At 37.2% G+C, this 21,642-nt stretch carries 13 protein-coding genes and 6 pseudogenes; 14 read left to right on the plus strand and 5 right to left on the minus strand.

Annotation, left to right across the window (positions count from 1 at the left end; all coding sequences use genetic code 11):
• Positions 1-31 precede the first annotated feature (31 nt).
• Positions 32-1,170 (minus strand): annotated as a pseudogene (locus CYK18_RS10750) (ISL3 family transposase); the annotation flags it as partial.
• A 225-nt stretch (positions 1,171-1,395) separates the two neighbouring features.
• On the opposite strand from CYK18_RS10750, the gene CYK18_RS01385 reads away from it, so the two are divergent.
• Genes CYK18_RS01385 through CYK18_RS01395 form a run of 3 tightly spaced genes read left to right on the plus strand, consistent with a single transcriptional unit; the run spans position 1,396 to position 4,790 of the window.
• Positions 1,396-3,174: a phosphotransferase gene (locus CYK18_RS01385; RefSeq protein WP_101784645.1), complete on the plus strand. Its 1,779-nt coding sequence runs from the start codon at positions 1,396-1,398 to the stop codon at positions 3,172-3,174.
• Between the two features lies 1 nt (position 3,175).
• A complete protein-coding gene (locus tag CYK18_RS01390; protein ID WP_060805305.1) occupies positions 3,176-3,361 on the plus strand; it encodes a hypothetical protein in 186 nt (61 codons plus the stop codon).
• 1 nt (position 3,362) lies between these two features.
• A complete protein-coding gene (locus CYK18_RS01395) occupies positions 3,363-4,790 on the plus strand; it encodes a cytosine permease (RefSeq protein ID WP_101782728.1) in 1,428 nt (475 codons plus the stop codon).
• A 124-nt stretch (positions 4,791-4,914) separates the two neighbouring features.
• On the opposite strand, the pseudogene CYK18_RS01400 reads toward CYK18_RS01395, so the two are convergent.
• Both CYK18_RS01400 and CYK18_RS01405 read right to left on the minus strand, forming a co-directional pair.
• Positions 4,915-6,008 (minus strand): annotated as a pseudogene (locus CYK18_RS01400) (ISL3 family transposase).
• 115 nt (positions 6,009-6,123) lie between these two features.
• Positions 6,124-7,606, minus strand: a pseudogene (locus CYK18_RS01405) (oligosaccharide flippase family protein).
• 124 nt (positions 7,607-7,730) lie between these two features.
• Between CYK18_RS01405 and mecA the strand changes: the two are divergent.
• The 8 genes and pseudogenes from mecA (at position 7,731) to CYK18_RS01445 (ending at position 16,959) form a co-directional block, all read left to right on the plus strand.
• The gene (gene mecA / locus CYK18_RS01410; RefSeq protein WP_049523846.1) at positions 7,731-8,468 is read left to right on the plus strand and encodes an adaptor protein MecA; all 738 of its coding nucleotides are present in this window, start codon (positions 7,731-7,733) and stop codon (positions 8,466-8,468) included.
• Positions 8,469-8,618: 150 nt separating this feature from the next.
• The gene (locus CYK18_RS01415; RefSeq protein ID WP_000216346.1) at positions 8,619-9,905 is read left to right on the plus strand and encodes a homoserine dehydrogenase; all 1,287 of its coding nucleotides are present in this window, start codon (positions 8,619-8,621) and stop codon (positions 9,903-9,905) included.
• Between the two features lies 1 nt (position 9,906).
• Positions 9,907-10,776: a homoserine kinase gene (gene thrB, locus CYK18_RS01420; RefSeq protein ID WP_101784647.1), complete on the plus strand. Its 870-nt coding sequence runs from the start codon at positions 9,907-9,909 to the stop codon at positions 10,774-10,776.
• 75 nt (positions 10,777-10,851) lie between these two features.
• On the plus strand, positions 10,852-11,010 hold the full coding sequence (locus CYK18_RS10915; RefSeq protein WP_219619944.1) for a hypothetical protein: 159 nt from the start codon (positions 10,852-10,854) through the stop codon (positions 11,008-11,010).
• Between the two features lie 53 nt (positions 11,011-11,063).
• On the plus strand, positions 11,064-12,002 hold the full coding sequence (msrB, locus tag CYK18_RS01430; protein WP_101782733.1) for a peptide-methionine (R)-S-oxide reductase MsrB: 939 nt from the start codon (positions 11,064-11,066) through the stop codon (positions 12,000-12,002).
• A 55-nt stretch (positions 12,003-12,057) separates the two neighbouring features.
• Positions 12,058-13,782: an ABC transporter ATP-binding protein gene (locus tag CYK18_RS01435; RefSeq protein WP_101784649.1), complete on the plus strand. Its 1,725-nt coding sequence runs from the start codon at positions 12,058-12,060 to the stop codon at positions 13,780-13,782.
• Between the two features lies 1 nt (position 13,783).
• Positions 13,784-15,532, plus strand: coding sequence for an ABC transporter ATP-binding protein (locus CYK18_RS01440; protein WP_101782735.1), 1,749 nt, complete (start codon positions 13,784-13,786; stop codon positions 15,530-15,532).
• A gap of 136 nt (positions 15,533-15,668) precedes the next feature.
• Positions 15,669-16,959, plus strand: a pseudogene (locus CYK18_RS01445) (IS4 family transposase).
• A 601-nt stretch (positions 16,960-17,560) separates the two neighbouring features.
• Here the strand turns inward: CYK18_RS01445 and CYK18_RS01450 are convergent.
• Positions 17,561-18,457 carry a tyrosine-type recombinase/integrase gene (locus CYK18_RS01450; protein ID WP_101782561.1) on the minus strand — a complete coding sequence of 299 codons (897 nt, stop codon included), beginning with the start codon at positions 18,455-18,457 and terminating at the stop codon, positions 17,561-17,563.
• Between the two features lie 93 nt (positions 18,458-18,550).
• Here CYK18_RS01450 and CYK18_RS01455 point away from each other — a divergent pair, with 93 nt between their 5' ends.
• Positions 18,551-19,297, plus strand: a complete 747-nt coding sequence (locus tag CYK18_RS01455) for a toll/interleukin-1 receptor domain-containing protein (protein WP_075228613.1) — start codon at positions 18,551-18,553, stop codon at positions 19,295-19,297.
• Here the strand turns inward: CYK18_RS01455 and CYK18_RS01460 are convergent.
• The gene (locus tag CYK18_RS01460; RefSeq protein WP_080980799.1) at positions 19,256-20,623 is read right to left on the minus strand and encodes an SIR2 family protein; all 1,368 of its coding nucleotides are present in this window, start codon (positions 20,621-20,623) and stop codon (positions 19,256-19,258) included. The two genes, CYK18_RS01455 and CYK18_RS01460, sit on opposite strands and share 42 nt — an antisense overlap.
• A gap of 515 nt (positions 20,624-21,138) precedes the next feature.
• Between CYK18_RS01460 and CYK18_RS01465 the strand changes: the two are divergent.
• Positions 21,139-21,234: pseudogene (locus CYK18_RS01465) on the plus strand (plasmid mobilization relaxosome protein MobC); the annotation flags it as partial.
• Positions 21,221-21,595, plus strand: a pseudogene (locus CYK18_RS01470) (relaxase/mobilization nuclease domain-containing protein); the annotation flags it as partial. The pseudogenes CYK18_RS01465 and CYK18_RS01470, both read left to right, overlap by 14 nt.
• Between the last annotated feature and the right edge of the window lie 47 nt (positions 21,596-21,642).

Consider the following 21,642-nt stretch of genomic DNA (forward strand, 5'->3'; position numbering starts at 1 on the left):
CCGAACGGCACGTACGGTGGTGTGAGAGGAGCTAGAGATTATCTCCTACTCGATTGTTGAGAGCGATAAAAATCCGTTTTTTGAAGTTTTCAAAGTTCCGAAAACCAAATGCATTTCGTTTGATAAGCTTGATGAGATTATTGGTCGCTTCTAATTTGGCGTTGGAATAGGGTAATTGAAGGGCATTGACGATTTTCTCTTTGTTCTTTAGAAAGATTTTAAAGACAGTTTGACGAAGAGGATGAACTTTCTTTAGATTGTCCTCGATAAGTCCGAAAAATTTGTCTTGCTTCTTATTCTGAAAGTGAAAAAGCAAGAGCTGATAGACATTGTAGTGGTGTCTCAAGTCTTCTGAATAGCTCAAAAGCTTATCTAGAATCTCTTTGTTGGTTAGATGCATACGAAAAGTAGGGCGATAAAATCGCTTATCGCTCAGTTTACGACTATCCTGTTGTATAAGCTTCCAGTAACGTTTGATAGCTTTGTATTTATGGGATTTTCGCTCGAATTGGTTCATGATTTGAACACGGACACGACTCATAGCACGGCTGAGATGTTGTACAATATGAAAACGATCTAGAACGATTTTAGTACATGGAAAAAAGCAGTTTAGCCAAGTCATAGTAAGGACTAAACATATCCATAGTAATGATTTTCACCTGACAACAAACGGCTCTATCGTAGCGCAGAAAATGATTACTTATGATAGCTTGTGTTCCACTTTCAAGAACAGTGATGATATTGAGATTGTCAAAACCTTACGCAATGAAACTCATATTTCCCTTAGTGAAGGCATACTCGTCCCAAGACATAATCTCAGGAAGACGAGAAAAATCATGATTAAAGTGAAAGTCATTGAGTTTTCGAATGACAGTTGAAGTTGAAATGGACAGCTGATGTGCAATATCAGTCATAGAAGTCTTTTCAATCAACTTTTGCTCAATTTTTATTGATGAGAGAAGTTTTGGAGAGGGTCATTTTCGAGCAATGATAGCACTTGAAACAGCTTTTCTAAGAAGTGGTTCTATTGGGGATACCAATTGTTTCAAGGTAAGGAATTTTAGACAATTTTTGAAACTCATATTTCTTAATTTGGCTAGCGCAATTAGGACGAGATAGAGCATCATTATCCAGTTTAGCGATGATTTCCTTGTGGGTATCCCTGTTAATTTAATTGTTCCATACGATTCTTTCTAATGATGGTTTGGTCATTTTTCATTCTAGATATTACGGAACTTTTTCTACAACAAATAGGCTTCATAATATCTATAGGGAATTTACCCACTGCAAATATTATAGTTCCCTATTTTCTTAATATAGAATCTAACTTGACAAAAACAAATGTTCATTGTATAATCGAATGGATAGAAATATTGAACGAAAGAGGTTAAGGATATGCTATCAGAAAAACAATTTAAACTTTTACGTTTTTTGTTGATTCACAAAGACGAAAACTTTACGCAGAGACAATTGGCTGAACAGCTAGATTTATCTTTAGGAACAGTCAATGCATTGGTTGGAAAACTTAAAGAAGAGAAGTGGATTGATGAGGAACATCACTTAAATGAACTAGGCAAGAACGTTTTAGAACCCTATCGAGTAGAAAATGCTATTATAATGGCTGCTGGAATGAGTAGTCGTTTTGCTCCTTTGTCTTATGAAATTCCCAAAGGATTGCTTCAAGTCAAGGGGGAACGCTTGATAGAGAGGCAAATCAGACAACTGCAAGAAGCAGGAATAGAAGATATAACCGTTATTGTAGGTTATCTACAAGAAAAAATGTTCTATCTGGAAGAAAAGTTTGGCGTTAAAATCGTTGTGAATAATGATTACTACAAATACAATAACTGTTCTTCTCTCATGCTAGTCAGAGATCAACTTTCCAACACTTATATCTGTTCTTCGGATAATTATTTTGTAGAAAATCCGTTTGAACGATACATTTACAGAGGTTATTATTCGACTATATTTGCAGAAGGGGACACAGACGAATACTGCTCTAAGGAAGATTCCAATCACACGATTATCGATATTCAAATCGGTGGGACGAATACTTGGGCTATGGTGGGGCACGTTTATTTTGATCGTGCATTTAGTGAAAAATTCGTAGATATTTTGGAAACTGAATTTAAACATGAGCCGTATCGCGAACAGCTCTGGGAAGATTATTATAGTCGTCACGTCAAAGAACTTCCTTTGGAAGCTCGGCATTATTCAGCAGACATTGTTAAGGAGTTTGATTCACTAGATGAGTTGCGTCAGTTTGATGAACACTATTTGGTGAATACTAATTCGGAAATCATTGATAACATCTGTAAGACATTAGGATGTATAGCTTCAGATATTGTCAATATTAAACCCCTAAAAGACGGTTTAACCAACACTTCGTTTTCATTTGACTGCCTAGGAAAGAAATATGTTTACCGTCATCCAGGTAGAGGAACGGAGAATTATATCGATCGTGCTAGCGAGGCAGCTTCCATGGAAATTGCTACAAAATTGAAGATTGACCGTACTTTTGTTGCTATGAACAAGGATGAGGGCTGGAAAATTTCAGAATTTATTCCTAACGCCAAGCAACTAGATTATGATAATTGGGATGATGTAGCAAAAGCAATGGAGCTCTTGAGACGCTTGCACCAATCTGGAGAAAAAACGGATCATTCTTTTGATCAATTTGAGGGAATTGATGATTTTAGACAAAAATTAAAAGCCAGCAATCGTTTTGAATTTGATGGGCTTGAAGAGTTGGATAAGAATGTCTCAGTTCTCGAGAAGCTTTTACAAGAAGATCAAGCGAAAAAGGTTCTCTGCCATGGAGATTCTTATAGCCCAAATTTCTTGTTGAACGAAGATGGCGAAATGAGCTTGATTGATTGGGAATATTCTGGTATAGGAGATCCAGCGGGAGATTTAGGGACCTTTATTGGATGTTCAAATTATACAGTGGAAGAAGCTGAAAAGGTACTTGAAATCTATCTACAAGAAGTTCCAGACAAGAAAACCAAACGTCACTATTTTGCCTATGTATCAGTGACTTCATATTATTGGTTCTTGTGGGCCCTGTTCCAAGAAAGCGTTGGAAAACCAGTAGGTGAATTTCTTTATATCTGGTATCGTTATACCAAGCAGTATGGAAAACTTGCATTAGATTTATACTTAGAGGATAATTAAGATGAAACCGACATCAGAAATTGAAGAATTAATAGCAAATGAAACGAAAAGAAGGCTAGAAGAAATGGAATCACCAAACTATGTGTTTGCCCAGCCATTTCTAAAAAGTGATTTTACTATAGTCATCGTCTTAGTTCTAATTAACCTTATTCTGATTATCCTAGCCATGACAGGAGGTATTCAATAAAATGTCCAAGATGAATGACTTCATTCAACAGGAGACGATAACGGGTATTGTTCCCATGACCAACAAGGATCGTCAGTATTCTTTCTGGGATCTCTTCCTATCGACAAGTGGTTTTGCCATCGCAACCTGGTGTTATACCCAAGGAGCCTATGTGGCTCAATATTTGACCTTTAATCAAATGTTGATTAATATTTTTAGTTTTAACATTATCTGGGTCTTTATTGAATGTCTCCCAATCTTGTTTGCAGTTAAATATGGAATTGATTTATGGATTTGGTTGAGAGCCGTTCTAGGTAAAAAAGGGGTGGCCGTTTTATCAACCGTGATTAGTCTGGCAAATTTTGGTTGGTACGCCGTTACCGCCAATCTTTTTGCCAGCTCCATGATTCATTTAGCAAATAATTTTGGGCTTGGTTTAGACAAGGGAGTATGGGCACCGATTCTAGGTACCCTCTGTGTTTTCCTTGGAACGCTGATTGCTCTTGGGGGCCCAGAGGTGATTAAAGGTACTAATCGCTTTCTGGTGGTTGCCTTGTTATTTGTTGGGCTAATTATCGTTGGAATCTGTTTTGTTGCGGTTCCGATTAGGGATATTATGAATGTCCAACCTGCCATCCAAGAAAATTTGACACCGATTGAACGTTTTATGATGTCAGGGGAAGGAAATGTGGCCGTAGCCTTTTCTTGGTCTACACAGGCATTGGTTTTACCACGTTTGGCAAAATCAGAACGCAGTGGCTATTGGGCTACAGCCTTGTCATATGGGGTTGTTGCGCCATTCTTTGCTGCGACAGGTGGAGTCATGGCTCTAGCCATGTTTGTCAAAACAGGTGTTTATGAAAGTGATCCAACAACCATGCTATCAACTCTAAGTACCCCAGCCTTTGCCCTTTTAAGTTTACTACTAGTAGCCTTTGCCAATATTGGAACCCAAGGTACAGGATCTTATGTGAACTGTATGATTGTAAAAAGCGGGATGCCCAAAGTAAGCTATAAACTAATGGTTTGGATTGCCATGGTTTACGTGAGCCTACTCACCATCTGGGGAGGAGTGGATGAATACTTCGGTTCCTTCATTTCGCTGGCTGCCTATATTCAAGGCCCCATTATTGGTATGATCGTTGTCGACTACTTTATCTTAAGAAAACGAAAACTCGATTTGCGTTCAGCCTATTTCGTTGAAGGACATGACGCCTATGAGTTTACAAATGGCTTTAATATGGTAGGATTATCTTGTGTAATCATTTCTTTGTTAGTTGCAGTACTATTTGTTTACAACCCTATAACAAAGCACATCCAGAGTCCTATGTTCCTGCTCACAACTGGTAGTGGCTTCACTGCAATTTTTGGAGGTCTATTGTACTGGTTAGCTAGCTTAACTCGTTTAAAACGCTATATGCTCAAGGATAAAGATTCTGTTACGATTTAAGTTTAAGAGAGAACGTTGTGTACTACCCCAAAAAGTTGGAAAAATAATTATTGAAAGGATTTAGTTCTGTATTGCACAGGACTAAGTCCTTTTAGTTTTACAACTGTAGTGGGTAGAAGAAAAGCTAAGATCTAGAAAGGACACATTTCGTCCTTTCATTTTTGATGTTCATAGAGATAAAAATCCGTTTTTTGAAGTTTTCAAAGTTCCGAAAACCAAAGGCATTTCGCTTGATAAGTTTGATGAGATTATTGGTTGCTTCTAATTTGGCGTTAGAATAAGGTAGTTGAAGAGCGTTGACTATTTTCTCTTTGTCCTTAAGAAAGGTTTTAAAGATAGTCTGAAAAATAGGGTGAAGTTGCTTTAGATTGTCCTCGATAAGTCCGAAAAATTTGTCTGGCTCCTTGTTCTGAAAGTGGAAGAGTAAGAGCTGATAGACATTGGAGTGGTGTCTCAAGTATTCTGAATGGCTCAAAAGCTTATCTAGAATTTCTTTATTCGTCAAGTGCATACGAAAAGTAGGGTGATAAAATTGTTTATGGCTTAGTTTACGACGATCCTGTTGGATGAGCTTCCAGTAGCGCTTGATGGCCTTGTATTTATGGGATTTTCTATCGAACTGATTCATGATTTGAACACGCAAACGACTCATAGTACGGCTGAGATGTTGGAGTAAAACAGTCCAGTGGACTGTTTTAGCCTGAGTCTAGAAATTCTAAAGCGAAGCAGCTGTTTAGCCAAGTTATAGTAGGGACTAAACATATCCATAGTAATGATTTTCACCTGACAACGAACAGCTCTATCGTAGCGCAGAAAGTGATTTCGGATGATAGCCTGTGTTCTGCATTCAAGGACAGTGATGATATTGAGGTTATCAGAATCTTGCGCAATAAAGCTCATTTTTCCCTTAGTGAAGGCATACTCATCCCAAGACATAATCTCGGGAAGTTGAGAAAAATCATGTTTAAAATGGAAGTCACTGAGCTTTCGAATGACAGTTGAAGTTGAAATGGAAAGCTGGCGTGAAATATCGGTCATAGAAGTCTTTTCAATCAACTTTTGAGTAATCTTTTAGCTTTCGCACTCAGGGCAAGATGGGGCATTGTAATTCAGTTTAGCGATGATTTCCTTATGTGTATCCATATTGATGATATCTACAATTTTGATATTTGAGTCTTTGATATCGAGTAGTTTTGTGATAAAATATAATTGTTCCATATGAATCTTTCTAATGAGTTGTTTTGTCGCTTTTCATTATAGGTCATATGGGACTTTTTTTTCTATAACAAAATAGGCTCCATAATATCTATAGGGGATTTACCCACTACGAATATTATAGAGACCTTTTTATATTAGTAAGTACAAGATTGAGTGCATAGTGGAATGTTTTATCTTTTGTGTTAAAAAGTATCAAGAGATAGTAGATTCCACAAGTTGCAATAGTCGAGAGAACCATGAGGATCATATTGAGGTTGACTGTATAAGAGTTGATTTGGAAAAGGAATTTAAATGTGAAATAGATGGGAATGAATCCGAGCGATACAATAGTATAGCGTGTTAAAGTAGTAAAGATTTCTTTTAAGTCAAGTAGATGATGTTTCTTGATAAAGTAAATTTCTAGTAGAACAACTACGGTTTCTGCAATAATAGTAGTAGCAATGTAATACTCTGGTGCAAAAATATTATTGAAATACAAGAGACTGTTGAGTAGGATATTGGCACCGCCACCAATAAAGTAAAAGGCTGTTAAACGATTTTTGTGGTCGTTGATGAAGATAATTTGTTTACCAAGGATTAACTCAATGGCCCAAATGATAGTCCGAAAAGCGAAGACACTAGTTCACAATACCAGCTTCAAGGTATTTTTCAGAAGAGTAGATGACTGCAGCATAGTTTCCTAATACCATAATCCCAATACTGGTTGGAATGATAAGGAAATAAAAGAGGGCGGCTCCTTGGTTTAGAAGATTTTTATAAGATTCGTAGTCTTTCTTACCGAGATAGTAGCCGAGACGTGGAATACTAACGTTGATAGCTCCGCTCAGGACACTGGCAATCAACATAACGATGCTAGAAGCAATGGTGTAATAAGAAATGTAGTTTTCATCAGGTCCTTTGGTAATAAACATTCTATCAAGTAAGGTGTAGAGCATATTGGCATTAGCTAGAAGCAACATGGTCAAGAGTGGTTTAGATGCTTTGACTAATTCGACAAGACCAATCTTAACAAAGGAAACTTCTCTCTTGATCCAGAGAAAACTGAGTAGATAGTTGAGAATTGTCGTTGCACTCATGATGATTGCATAAGGTACGATATCATTTGGAGTTTTTACAAAGGTGAAGATAGCGACCAACATGGCAATACGAATAACCAATGTTTTATATAAGATGAATGCATAATTTTCATAAGCTTCATTCATCCACTCGATATAAAGGAATTGGAAGAGAGCCTGGACACCAAGTATATAGTAGAGTTCTTTCAAATTTTCAATACTATTATCCAGATAAATAACTAGGAAATAGATACTTGTTGTTAGAACAGATGTGATAATGGAGATATAGAATAACTTAGAGAAAACATAGTTGATTTTATTTTTATCATCCTTGACCTTACTGATAGCACGAATCCCGTAGTTGTATATTCCAAAGGCTGCTAGTGGAATGACAAAGCTAGCCCAGGTATTTGCGGTATTGAAATAGCCGTAATTGGATTTGCTGAGAATCCGAGTCAGATAAGGATTGGTTATCAGCGGAAAAACGATATTGAGAATATTGACTAGTAAGCTAGCCAGTGCATTAACTTTTATATTTTTCATTGTACTTTCTTTCTTGTATTGTAAAATGGTCTCTAGTATTATATCACATTCTCGCTCCATTCTTTTGATAAAATCTTAAAAATCTAGTATAATAGATAGAACTGAAAGTATGAGGTTACTAGCAATGAAAATGAAACAAATTAGTGATACAACTTTGAAAATCACGATGTCTTTAGAGGATTTGATGGATCGAGGAATGGAGATTGCTGACTTTCTCGTTCCTCAAGAAAAAACAGAAGAGTTCTTTTATGCTATCTTGGATGAGTTAGAGATGCCTGATAGCTTTCTAGATACAGGTATGTTGAGCTTCCGTGTGACTCCAAAACCTGATAAGGTTGATGTTTTTGTAACCAAATCAAAGATTGACCAAAATCTAGATTTTGAAGACTTATCGGATTTGCCAGACATGGAAGAATTGGCTCAAATGTCGCCAGATGAATTTATCAAAACCTTGGAAAAAAGCATCGCGGATAAAACTAAGGATGATATCGAAGCCATTCAATCTCTAGAGCAAGTCGAAGCCAAGGAAGAAGAGCAGGAACAGGTTGAACAAGAAGCTGAAAGCAAGAAAGAGCCCTACATTTACTACATCCTTTCTTTTGAAAAATTAGCTGACTTGGTTGCTTTTGCACAGACAGTGACTTTTGAGATGGAAACTTCTGAACTCTACAAGATGAATGAGCGCTATTATTTGACCATTTTAGTGGATATTGAAAATCATCCAAGTCCATATCCAGCTTGGCTGTTGGCTCGTATGCGTGAGTTTGCAGACGATAGTGACATCAGTCGTTCAGTCTTGCAAGAGTATGGCCAAGTATTGATGAATCACGATGCAGTGCTCAATTTGCAAAAAATTGGATAATCCTTTCTGGAAAGTTATTTCTAGATTTTAAGAAGAGCGAATCGTCTGATTCGTTTTTTCTTTTTATACTGAAATAGTGATTTACTATAATAGGAATTTTCACAAAATTCTGTTATAATGGCTATATTAGAAAATTTCGAGGAGACAAACATGACAGTTAAAATTGCTTTACTAGGATTTGGTACCGTTGCAAGTGGTGTGCCTTTCCTCCTAAAGGAAAATGGAGAAAAAATCAATCAATCAGCACATTCAGAGATCGAAGTTGCTAAGGTATTGGTCAAGGATGAAGATGAAAAGAATCGCTTGCTTGCAGCAGGGAATGACTTTAACTTTGTAACCAATGTGGATGATATTTTATCAGACCAAGACATTACGATAGTAGTGGAATTGATGGGACGTATCGAACCTGCTAAAACCTTTATCACTCGTGCCTTGGAAGCTGGAAAACACGTTGTTACTGCTAACAAGGACCTTTTGGCTGTCCATGGTGCAGAATTGTTAGAAATCGCTAAAGCTAATAAGGTAGCACTTTACTACGAAGCAGCAGTTGCTGGTGGGATTCCAATTCTTCGTACTTTGGCAAATTCCTTGGCTTCTGATAAAATCACGCGCGTGCTTGGAGTAGTCAACGGAACTTCTAACTTCATGATGACCAAGATGGTGGAAGAAGGATGGTCTTACGACGATGCTCTTGCGGAAGCGCAACGTCTAGGATTTGCAGAAAGCGACCCGACAAATGACGTGGATGGGATTGATGCAGCCTACAAGATGGTTATTTTGAGCCAATTTGCCTTTGGCATGAAGGTTGCCTTTGATGATGTAGCCCACAAGGGAATCCGTAACATCACACCAGAAGACGTAGCTGTAGCTCAAGAGCTTGGTTATGTAGTGAAATTGGTTGGTTCTATCGAGGAAACTCCTTCAGGTATTGCTGCGGAAGTGACTCCAACCTTCCTTCCTAAAGCACACCCACTTGCTAGTGTGAATGGGGTAATGAATGCTGTCTTTGTAGAATCTATTGGTATCGGTGAGTCTATGTACTATGGACCAGGTGCTGGTCAAAAACCAACAGCAACAAGTGTTGTAGCAGATATTGTCCGTATCGTTCGTCGCTTAAATGACGGTACCATCGGTAAAGACTTCAATGAATACAGTCGTGACTTGGTCTTGGCAAATCCAGAAGATGTCAAAGCAAATTACTATTTCTCAATCTTGGCTCCAGACTCAAAAGGTCAGGTCTTGAAATTGGCTGAAATCTTTAATGCCCAAGATATTTCCTTCAAGCAAATCCTCCAAGATGGCAAAGAAGGTGACAAGGCGCGTGTTGTGATCATCACACACAAGATTAATAAAGCCCAGCTTGAGAATGTTTCAGCTGAATTGAAGAAGGTTTCAGAATTCGACCTCTTGAATACCTTCAAGGTGCTAGGAGAATAAGATGAAGATTATTGTACCTGCAACCAGTGCCAATATCGGGCCAGGATTTGACTCGGTAGGTGTAGCTGTAACCAAGTATCTTCAAATTGAGGTCTGCGAAGAACGTGATGAGTGGTTGATTGAACACCAGATTGGCAAATGGATTCCACATGATGAGCGTAATCTCTTACTAAAAATTGCCTTGCAAATTGTACCAGACTTGCAACCAAGACGTTTGAAAATGACTAGTGATGTTCCCTTGGCGCGTGGTTTGGGTTCTTCCAGCTCGGTTATTGTTGCTGGGATTGAACTAGCCAACCAATTGGGCCAACTCAACTTGTCAGACCATGAAAAATTGCAGTTAGCGACTAAGATTGAAGGACATCCTGACAATGTGGCTCCAGCCATTTATGGTAATCTCGTTATTGCAAGCTCAGTTGATGGACAAGTTTCTGCTATCGTAGCAGACTTCCCAGAGTGTGATTTCCTAGCCTACATTCCAAACTATGAATTGCGTACTAGAGACAGCCGTGGTGTCTTGCCTAAGAAATTGTCTTACAAGGAAGCTGTTGCGGCTAGTTCTATCGCTAATGTGGCGGTTGCGGCCTTGTTGGGAGGAGATATGGTGACAGCTGGTCAAGCAATCGAGGGGGACCTCTTCCACGAGCGCTATCGTCAGGACTTGGTGAGAGAATTTGCAACCATTAAGCAAGTAGCCAAAGAGAATGGTGCCTATGCAACCTATCTCTCTGGTGCTGGGCCGACAGTTATGGTCTTGGCTTCTCATGAAAAGATGCCAACGATTAAGGCAGAATTGGAAAAGCAACCTTTCAAAGGAAAACTTCATGACTTGAAAGTTGATACCCAAGGTGTCCGTGTCGAAGCAAAATAAAGAATAGAAGATAGGATGGGGAAACTCTCGACCAGAGGGCTTCCTATCCTTTTTTTGAAAAGAAGTTTATACTCAATGAAAATCAAAGAGCAAACTAGGAAGCTAGCCGCAGGCTGCTCAAAACAGTGTTTAGAGGTTGTGGATAGAACTGACGAAGTTAGCTCAAAATACTGTTTTGAGGTTGCAGATGTAAGCTGGCGTGGTTTGAAGAGATTTTCGAAGAGTATTAGTTAAAAACTTGATATTCGAAGAGTATTAGTTAAAAACTTGATAAAGGAGAAATTAAGATGGCAGAAATTTATCTAGCAGGCGGTTGTTTTTGGGGCCTAGAGGAATATTTTTCACGCATTTCTGGAGTGCTAACAACCAGTGTCGGCTACGCTAATGGTCAAGTCGAAACGACCAATTACCAGTTGCTCAAGGAAACAGACCATGCAGAAACGGTTCAAGTGATTTACGATGAGAAAGCAGTGTCACTCAGAGAAATTTTGCTTTATTATTTCCGTGTTATTGATCCATTATCAGTCAATCAACAAGGGAATGACCGTGGTCGCCAATATCGAACTGGGATTTATTACCAAGATGAAGCAGACTTGCCAGCTATCTACACAGTGGTGCAGGAGCAGGAGCGCATGCTTGGTCGAAAGATTGCAGTGGAAGTGGAGAAACTTCGCCACTATATTTTAGCTGAAGATTACCACCAAGACTATCTTAAGAAGAATCCTTCAGGTTACTGTCATATCGATGTGACCGATGCTGATAAGCCATTGATTGATGCCTCTAACTATGAAAAGCCTAGTCAAGAGGTGTTAAAGGGCAGTTTATCTGAAGAATCCTATCGTGTTACCCAAGAAGCTGCTACAGAGACTCCATTTACCAATGCCTATGACCAAACCTTTGAAGAGGGCATTTATGTAGACATCACGACGGGTGAGCCGCTATTTTTTGCCAAGGATAAGTTTGCTTCAGGTTGTGGTTGGCCAAGTTTTAGTCGTCCGATTTCTAAAGAGTTGATTCATTATTACAAGGACCTGAGTCATGGAATGGATCGAATCGAAGTTCGTTCTCGGTCAGGCAATGCTCACTTGGGTCATGTTTTCACAGATGGACCTCGGGAGTTAGGCGGCCTTCGTTACTGTATCAATTCTGCCTCCTTACGCTTTGTGGCCAAGGATGAGATGGAAAAAGCAGGATATGGCTATTTATTGCCATATTTAAATAAATAAAATTGAGAGGGTGGGAGCTTCCCACTTTCTTCATTTTAGAAAATAGAAGGGATTTATGAAACACTTACTATCTTACTTTAACCCCTACATCAAGGAATCGATTTTAGCACCCCTGTTCAAGCTACTAGAAGCTGTGTTTGAGCTCCTGGTTCCCATGGTGATTGCAGGAATTGTTGACCAATCCTTGCCCCAGAGAGATCAAGGACACCTCTGGATGCAGATTGGCCTGCTCCTTATCTTTGCAGTAATTGGTGTTTTAGTGGCCTTGGTAGCCCAGTTTTACTCAGCCAAGGCAGCGGTTGGGTTTGCCAAAGAACTGACAAACGACCTTTATCGTCATATTCTTTCCTTACCCAAGGATAGCAGAGACCGTCTGACAACTTCGAGCTTGGTGACTCGCTTGACTTCGGATACCTATCAGATTCAGACTGGTATCAATCAATTTTTGCGCCTCTTTTTACGAGCACCTATTATCGTTTTTGGAGCCATTTTTATGGCCTATCGAATCTCAGCTGAGCTGACTTTCTGGTTCTTGGTCATGGTTGTCATTTTGACCCTTGTCATTGTCGGCCTCTCTCGACTGGTCAATCCTCTCTACAGCAGTCTCAGAAAGAAAACGGACCAGTTGGTTCAGGAAACGCGCCAGCAATTACAAGGAATGCGAGTAATTCGTGCTTTTGGTCAAGAAAAACGAGAGTTACAGATTTTTCAAACCCTTAACCAAGTTTATGCGAGACTGCAAGAAAAGACGGGTTTCTGGTCTAGTTTATTAACCCCTCTGACTTATCTAATTGTTAATGGAACTCTTCTCGTCATCATCTGGCAGGGCTATATTTCTATTCAAGGAGAAGTGCTCAGTCAAGGTGCCTTGATTGCTCTTATCAATTACCTCTTACAAATTTTGGTGGAATTGGTTAAGCTCGCCATGCTGATCAATTCTCTTAACCAGTCCTATATCTCAGCCAAGCGAATCGAGGAAGTTTTTGCTGAGGCTCCAGAAGATATCCATTCAGAGTTAGAACAAAAGCAAGCTACCAACGAGCAGGTTTTACAAGTTCAAGAATTGACCTTTACCTATCCTGATGCGGCCCAGCCTTCTCTGAGAGGCATTTCTTTTGATATGAAGCAAGGGCAAATCCTCGGTATCATCGGAGGGACGGGTTCTGGTAAATCAAGCTTGGTGCAAGTCTTACTTGGACTTTACCCAGCAGACAAGGAGAGCATTGACCTTTATAGAAATGGACGTAGTCCTCTTAATCTTGAGCAGTGGCGGTCTTGGATTTCCTATGTGCCACAAAAGGTCGAACTTTTTAAGGGAACTATTCGTTCCAACTTGACTCTAGGCTTAAATCAAGAAGTGACTGATCAAGAACTCTGGCAATCCTTAGAAATCGCGCAAGCCAAGGATTTTGTCAGTGAAAAGGAAGGTCTCTTGGATGCCACTGTTGAGGCAGGAGGTCGAAATTTCTCAGGTGGACAAAAACAAAGGCTGTCTATCGCACGTGCAGTCTTGCGCCAAGCTCCGTTCCTTATCCTAGATGATGCGACCTCGGCCCTCGACACCATTACCGAGTCCAAACTCTTGAAAGCTATCCGAGAAAATCTGCCAAATACCAGTTTAATCTTGATCTCTCAACGAACCTCGACTTTACAGATGGCTGACCAGATTCTCCTCTTAGAAAAAGGAGAGCTCCTAGCTATCGGCAAGCACGAGGACTTGATGAAATCTAGTCAAGTTTATCGCGAAATCAATGCATCCCAACATGGTAAGGAGGACTAGTATGAGACGACAAACTGCAAACCAGACGCTCAAACGTTTGGCCAAAGATTTAGCAAGCCATCCCTTCCTCCTTTTACTAGCCTTTCTAGGAACTATTGTCCAGGTTGCCCTATCAATCTACCTACCTATATTGATTGGACAGGTCATCGACCAGGTCCTAGTGGCTGGTTCTTCGCTAGTTTTTTGGCAGATATTTCTCCAAATGATCTTGGTGGTCATAGGAAATACTTTGGTACAATGGGTAAATCCTCTTCTTTATAATCGCCTAATTTTCTCTTATACCAGAAACTTGCGAGAGCGAATCATCCATAAGCTCCATCGTCTACCGATTGCTTTTGTAGATAGGCAAGGTAGTGGGGAGATGGTCAGTCGTGTAACCACGGACATCGAACAGTTGGCAGCTGGTTTGACCATGATTTTTAACCAATTTTTCATTGGCGTCTTGATGATTTTGGTTAGTATTCTAGCCATGCTCCAAATTCATCTCCTCATGACTCTCTTAGTCTTGCTGTTGACGCCACTGTCTATGGTGATTTCACGCTTTATTGCCAAACGCTCCTATCATCTCTTCCAGAAGCAAACAGAGACGAGGGGAATTCAGACTCAGTTGATTGAAGAATCGTTGAGCCAACAGACCATTATCCAGTCTTTTAATGCTCAGGAAGAGTTTATCCAAAGGTTGCGTGAGGCTAATGACCACTACGCAGGCTATTCTCAGTCAGCTATCTTTTATTCTTCAACGGTCAATCCTTCGACTCGCTTTGTCAATGCGCTCATTTATGCGCTCCTAGCTGGGGTGGGAACTTATCGTATCATGATGGGGTCCACCTTGACCATTGGACGTTTAGTGACTTTTTTGAACTATGTTCAACAGTACACCAAGCCCTTTAACGATATTTCTTCAGTGTTAGCTGAGTTGCAAAGTGCTCTGGCTTGTGCAGAGCGCGTCTATGCTGTCTTAGAAAGTCCTGAGGTGGCTGAAAGTGGTAAGGAAGAGTTGACCAGTGACCAAGTTAAGGGAGCTATTTCCTTTAAACATGTCTCTTTTGGCTATCATCCTGAAAAGATTTTGATTAAGGATTTATCTATTGATATTCCAGCTGGTAGCAAGGTGGCCATCGTTGGTCCGACAGGTGCTGGTAAATCAACCCTTATCAATCTTCTTATGCGTTTCTATCCTATTAACTCAGGAGATATCTTGCTAGATGGGAAATCCATTTATGACTATAGTCGTGCTTCGCTACGACAGCAGTTTGGCATGGTGCTCCAAGAAACCTGGCTCAAGCAAGGGACCATTCATGACAATATTGCCTTTGGCAATCCTGAAGCCAGTCGAGAGCAGGTGATTGCTGCTGCCAAAGGAGCCAATGCAGACTTTTTCATCCAACAGTTGCCACAGGGATACGATACAAAGTTAGAAAATGCTGGAGAATCTCTCTCTGTCGGTCAGGCTCAGCTCTTGACCATTGCCCGAGTCTTTCTGGCTATTCCCAAGATTCTTATCTTAGACGAGGCAACTTCTTCTATCGATACGCGGACAGAAGTGTTGGTACAGGATGCTTTTGCTAAACTCATGAAGGGGCGCACAAGCTTTATCATCGCCCACCGCTTGTCAACCATTCAGGATGCGGATTTGATTCTAGTCTTGGTGGATGGTGATATCGTGGAGCATGGCAATCATCAGGATCTCATGGCTAGAGAGGGCAAGTATTACCAAATGCAGCAAGCTGCAGCTTTTAGCTCTGAATAAAACTTTCTACTTTGAAATCTTATGGACAAAAAAAGTTGCCTTCGGGTCAATGTCATTAAGTTAAGAAATTCAAATACAATTCTGTATTTGGGTTTCTTTTTTATGTGATAAACTTATAGTTAAGGAGGGATTTCCCATGATAAAACAAATAAAAGCCCACTTGAATAATAGTATTCAGAGTATCATTGGTCAAAAAGTTGAGTTCGTCAAACAAGATGAACAGGCCTTTACTCGTAAAAGAAGTTTATCACTAGAAACTATGATTCGTACCATTCTGGGAATGGGAGGAAAATCCTTGTCAAAAGAATTACTAGATGCCAAACTGACAGTTTCAAATTCAGCCTTTGTTCAAAGACGCTATCAGATAAAACCTGAAGCGTTCTATGCCCTATTTAAAGAATTTACAGCACCTATTCCACTTAATACTGATTTTCCAATATTCGCTGCAGATGGGAGTGATATCTGTATTCCTCGAAATCCCATGGATACAGAAACCTCTATCCAAACCCAAAAGGATGTTAAATCCTATAATCTCATACACATAAATGCCCTATACGACTTGACGAGTGGAGTGTATAGAGATGTTTCTATTCAAGACAAACATACGCAACATGAGCGCTTAGCTCTGATTCAGATGATGGAGGATTCTCCCTTTCGAGAAAGCTCTTGTTATCATGGATAGAGGCTATGAAAGTTACAATCTTATGGCTCATTTTCAAGAAAAAGGTTGGCTTTATATCATCCGTATTCGAGATGGAAAACAATCCATGCGTTCCTCCTTCAACTTGCCAAATACGGAGTGTTTTGATCAAACATTTTCTCTAACATTATCACGAAAGCAAACCAATCAGCTCAAAAAACTTTATCGTGATTTTCCCAATGACTATCATTTTATTCCACACAATTCTACTTTTGATTTTCTTCCAGAAACAAGTCAAAAACAGGATCCTGTAGTACTCTATGAGCTTCCTTTTCGTATGGTGCGTTTAGAAGTGGAAGAAGGAAAATACGAAACTTTAGTGACAAATACAGACTATTCAATCCAAGAATTAAAAAATCTCTACGCCAGCAGATGGGGCATAGAGACTAGTTTTCGTGACCTGAAATACAGTGTTGGCTTGGTCAATTTTCATGCAAAAAAGAAGGAAGGGATTCTCCAAGAAATCTTTGCTCGCTTTACAAATTTTAACTTTTATCGTTGGGTAATCTCGCAAGTTGCCATCGACAGTAGTCGTAAAAAACAAAGATATAAAGTGTGTTTCTCAGATGCGGCTTATGCCTGCCGTTTGTTTTTTAACTGTTCCCTTTCTTCTCTCCAGTTGAAAAACTACCTCAAGAAACAGTTATCTATTATTCGACCGAATCGAAAATATCAAAGAAAGATAAAGACCCAATCGGTAGTTGATTTCATCTATAGAGTAACATAAATCTCAAAAAATAGGGTGAAAAAACCTTTATTTGTCATGCAAAAAAATAGAAGATAGGATAGAGAATCACTTTGATGTTCTCAATCCTATCTCCTATTTAAAGAGTTAGATCACTAACTTAATGACATTGCTGAGAAGGTAGGTTTTCTTTTTTAGTCAGTGAATAATATAGAATAAAGTAGATCAGAAATTTAGCAGGGTTATTCTCTTTTACTAACAATCTGCTGACAAAGATTAAACTTATTGTGAACCTTACTAGTAAGTGAAATGATAGGCAAAGAGTCTTAAAAATAAGAAAAAGGCATAGTATCAGATGTTGAAAATAACTTGATACTATGCCTTTTATTGTGGGAAGATTTACTCCATTTTCTTCAGGAATTGAGATTTTGCCCATCTCTTTTTATTATATTTAAGGATATTTGAAAGATATATTTTAGAAAAACAATTATGGAGTTCTTAAATACAGAATATATTATAAATGCTGATTCAAAGTGAAGTTTTATATGTTTTTTGATTTTGTTGAGCATAAAATCTATTAACTAAATTCGAACTACAAAAATTAATTTTAGATGAACTAAACTGTAGGCTTTGGAAAGTTCTCTTATTCGATTTCAGAATGAATCGCTGATACAGGATTAAAAGAACTAAGTATTTCTTTTTGTTTTGAATGAGATACGTGAGTATAGATTTGTGTGATTGATATAGAACTGTGTCCAAGAATTTGTTGAATGTATCGAATATCTACATCATTATCTAGAAGCATTGTCGCAAAGCTATGTCTAAACATATGTGGTGTAATAGTTTTAGATAAGCTATTTTGTTCAACGATTCTCTTTATAACTAAACGTACACTTTGCTCTGACAATGGTTTAAGAGAATGTTTCCCTGGAAACAAGAAATCATTTGATTCATTTCTTGTTTTATTTATATATGTTTCTAATAAATTGAATGTTTTTTGATCTCCTAAAAATAGGATACGTTCTTTCTTACCCTTTCCTATAATATGGAGTGTCTTATTGGAAAGATTAATATCTTTGAGATGAATATGGCAAAGTTCAGAAATTCTGATGCCTGTTGAAAGTAAAAGTGAAATAATTAGTAGATTTCTTTCAGCGTGTTGTTTTTGATAATCAGTTTTAGATAGAGCTACTCTCTGCTCTAAATATAAAAAAATACTTTTCAGAATGTCATACGGAATCGTTTTAGGCAATATTTTTTCAGTTCTAAATTGAAAACGCAATTGATTGAAGGGGTTCTCTTCAATTATGTTCTGGTATTTTAGATAGTTATAAAACACCTTCATACAAGCAATTTTTCTTCTTAATGTATTCGTTTTTATGTTAGATTGTGTCAAGTGTTCTATATAGGATTCGACATTATCATAGTCTGAGTTATAAAATTGCATAAGATCATTCTTATAAGCGCGAATTGTGTGTGAACTCAAACGCTTATGAGTTTTGCAATAATCTAAGTAAGTAGAAATAAGTTTATAATCCATAAAAATCTCCTTTATCAATAATCATGCTATTATAAACCTATTTGGGTGCTTTGTATAGCGATAATAAATAGTTATCGGTAGGAGAGATATATTTTGGAAGATAGGGTATTTTTTTGTTTTTCAGGTAAAGATAGATTAGTTTATGCTCAGTCTCTAAATTTTCATTTAAAAAATTTAGGAATTGAAGTGTGGTACGATTATGAAAAACTGTATCTAGGAGATGACGGTGACTATGTCAATATTGAAGAGGGAGTAGAACAATCTAAGATATTTTTACTTTTTATTTCAACACAATTATTTCAAAGTACAGGAGCAATGTTAGAATTAGATGCAATTAAAACCAAAATTGATAAATATCAAGAAATAGTAATCATTCCCATTCTTTGCGAGATAACCAGTAGCCAAATTCCTAAGAAATACAATTGGATTTCTAAGTATATATATGGAGAAATGAAACTTGATATTTCTAGCGGAACCTATGATTTATCAATTGATATACTAAAACGTTTACTATACGAACAATTAAAGTCAGTAGAAATAAAAAATCTACTGACTTTAGAAAATATAACAACAGATAAATTTATCAATGCTATTATTGATAAATATAATTATATTGATAAAAATTGTTTTAGCATTAGAATCACAATGCTGTATACATTGATTTTATATTGTTTAGAAAAATACAATATTAATGATAATATTTCATATTATAGTAGTAGCTTCATTTTTAATAAAGTTAAATTTAATATTCAGCCAACTTTAAAAGAAATAGCTTGTATGGAATCAATTATACTGGTATTAATCAATAAAATTGAAGGATATTTCTTCAATAATATGTAATACTAATTCCGCTAGTTTGTCTGGACTATTTTCCGAACATAATTTCTCAATATAATTTTCTAAATAAGGGTATTCAGTTATACTTGATTTTATTTTCTCCCCTAACTCTGCTGCAGCAAATCCAGTGCTAGCAATTGGAATGATATAATTTCCTTGTTCTTTCGAAATTTTAATTTCTTCCCAAACACCCCTAGAAGTGACAATGTCACCTTTACTATTGATTGCCTGACCATACATAACAATGGTAAACTTTGTATCCGATATCAGATTTCGTCTATAAGACGTATCCTCATCTAAACTCATATCGTGAGCGAATGGTCGCATAATTAAACGTTTTTCAATATTAGCCTCATTAATTGAGTAAAGTTTTTGTATGCTGGAACCGGAAATGTAATAGCCAATGTTCTTTCCAAATCCAGTAACTATATTGTATCCTCCGTCAATTAGTTTTTCAACTAAAGATTTCGAAAGGTTATAGGCTCTAGTCTCCTCTAGTGCATCATCTAAACTACCTGAGATATAAATATTTTTACTAATTGTTTTTTCTTTTATTTCCCTCAAAATTTCTTTAATGTCTTCGGGAGTTTGGACCAACAAAACTTTTATGTTGTACCTTTTTCCTAAATCATCTATAAAAAGTTGAAAATTTTTATCCCCAGGCTTATCTATCATAATTGTATAGAATGCTTTATTATTCTTACCTATGTAACTGTGTAGCTTTTGAATAGATTTTAGAACGATATCATCAGTAAAACTATAACCAATAAATAAAAAAGTATTAGTGACTAACTCTCTTTGAAAAAAACTTAAAAATAACTCATGATTAAGGTAATAGTTTTCAATATCAGATTTTGAAATAACAATTTTTGAAATACTACCTATATCTCCGTTAAGCTTGAATATATTTACTCTATTTTTCAAACTAACAGAACCTAAGTCTTGTTCATCATGAATACTATTAATATTTATTTTTTGATACTCAAAATTCTTCTCTATTACTTTATCAAAATTAGTTGTCCAAATTGATTTGAAACCAATTTGGACAATTATTTTCATTAGTTCGCTTTCATAATCAAATTTGTTAATTTTATGATTTATTAGTGAATATAATTCTCGCTCACTATACTCATTAATAAAATATTGAGCAAGTTGAAAATAGTCTGTGATACTACTAATATCGAGTCCTAATTTTTCGGCACATGGGGTTAGAAGTTCTTTCCAAGTTGGAAAATGAGCATCTAAACTACTTCCTGCACCTAAAAATAATGATAATTCTCCATCATTAAAAGAGTCACTTATTTTTGTAATAAAACTTTTTCTATCCAAAATATATCTCTCCTACCGATAACTATTTATTATCACTAGTATACCATAAATTCATTTTTAGTTGTTTGATTTGTATAATGATTTTTTAGTTAAAATTAGATGATATTGGCCAACTATAAATTAAAACACTGTTTTGAAATTATATCGAATACTTTTGAGTCAATTACAAACTTACAACAACTAGAGAATTGTGTAGTTTGAAGGAAATAAGTACAAGTTTATTAGAAAAGTAGCATTTTATAGGATTATCACGAAAAATTCTAATTTTAGAATTATACTTTCTATTAATTTAGAACATGTTTTTTTATTTTTAAATGTTATAATAGTGTTATCAAGTAAAAGGAGCATACTATAATTGGTAACAATATAAAATTATACGAAAGACACATGGCCTGACAAAAACAGATTTGCTCGAATTGTATAAATTTTAGGCAATAGCCCTTAGCTGTTATAAAAACGGAACAAGTACCATTTCAACAGAATTCATAGACACTATTTGCCAGGAACAGTTATAAAAACTGAGTAAAGGAGTCGGAGAGTTGGTCAAGGAAGTGGAGAAAGAATTTCAAGTGGAAGTGAAAAGATTGAAGGAGTTTCATGGTAGTCACTAAGCATTTTGCGACACACGGAAAAAAATATCGTAGGCGTTTAATTAAGTATATCCTCAATCCTGATAAAGCGGACAATTTGAAATTAGTATCTGATTTTGGTATGAGCAATTACTTAGATTTTCCTAGCTATGAAGAGATGGTAGAAATGTACAATGTCAACTTTACCAATAACGACAAGTTGTACGAATACAGAAATGACCGACAAGAAAAACACCAATAAAATATTCCTGCCCACCATCTGATCCAATCATTTTCTCCTGATGATAATCTAACACCAGAAGAAATCAATCACATTGGATATGAGACTATGATGGAGTTGACAGGAGGACGTTTTCGTTTCATCGTAGCAACTTACACAGAAGTGTGAGTACTGAAATTGATACATTTTTTTATGATTTTGTTTTTGAA

This window comes from Streptococcus mitis, from assembly GCF_002860865.1.
In the GTDB taxonomy this organism is placed as follows: Bacteria; Bacillota; Bacilli; order Lactobacillales; family Streptococcaceae; genus Streptococcus; species Streptococcus mitis_AT.

What these genes read in the sequence shown, in the direction of transcription:
- CYK18_RS01435 (WP_101784649.1), top strand. Translation starts at nt 12,058, where the DNA reads ATGAAACACTTACTATCTTACTTTAACCCCTACATCAAGGAATCGATT.
- CYK18_RS10915 (WP_219619944.1), top strand. Translation starts at nt 10,852, where the DNA reads ATGAAAATCAAAGAGCAAACTAGGAAGCTAGCCGCAGGCTGCTCAAAA.
- CYK18_RS01440 (WP_101782735.1), top strand. Translation starts at nt 13,784, where the DNA reads ATGAGACGACAAACTGCAAACCAGACGCTCAAACGTTTGGCCAAAGAT.
- msrB (WP_101782733.1), top strand. Translation starts at nt 11,064, where the DNA reads ATGGCAGAAATTTATCTAGCAGGCGGTTGTTTTTGGGGCCTAGAGGAA.
- CYK18_RS01450 (WP_101782561.1), bottom strand. Translation starts at nt 18,457, where the DNA reads ATGGATTATAAACTTATTTCTACTTACTTAGATTATTGCAAAACTCAT.
- CYK18_RS01390 (WP_060805305.1), top strand. Translation starts at nt 3,176, where the DNA reads ATGAAACCGACATCAGAAATTGAAGAATTAATAGCAAATGAAACGAAA.
- CYK18_RS01415 (WP_000216346.1), top strand. Translation starts at nt 8,619, where the DNA reads ATGACAGTTAAAATTGCTTTACTAGGATTTGGTACCGTTGCAAGTGGT.
- mecA (WP_049523846.1), top strand. Translation starts at nt 7,731, where the DNA reads ATGAAAATGAAACAAATTAGTGATACAACTTTGAAAATCACGATGTCT.
- CYK18_RS01385 (WP_101784645.1), top strand. Translation starts at nt 1,396, where the DNA reads ATGCTATCAGAAAAACAATTTAAACTTTTACGTTTTTTGTTGATTCAC.
- CYK18_RS01395 (WP_101782728.1), top strand. Translation starts at nt 3,363, where the DNA reads ATGTCCAAGATGAATGACTTCATTCAACAGGAGACGATAACGGGTATT.
- thrB (WP_101784647.1), top strand. Translation starts at nt 9,907, where the DNA reads ATGAAGATTATTGTACCTGCAACCAGTGCCAATATCGGGCCAGGATTT.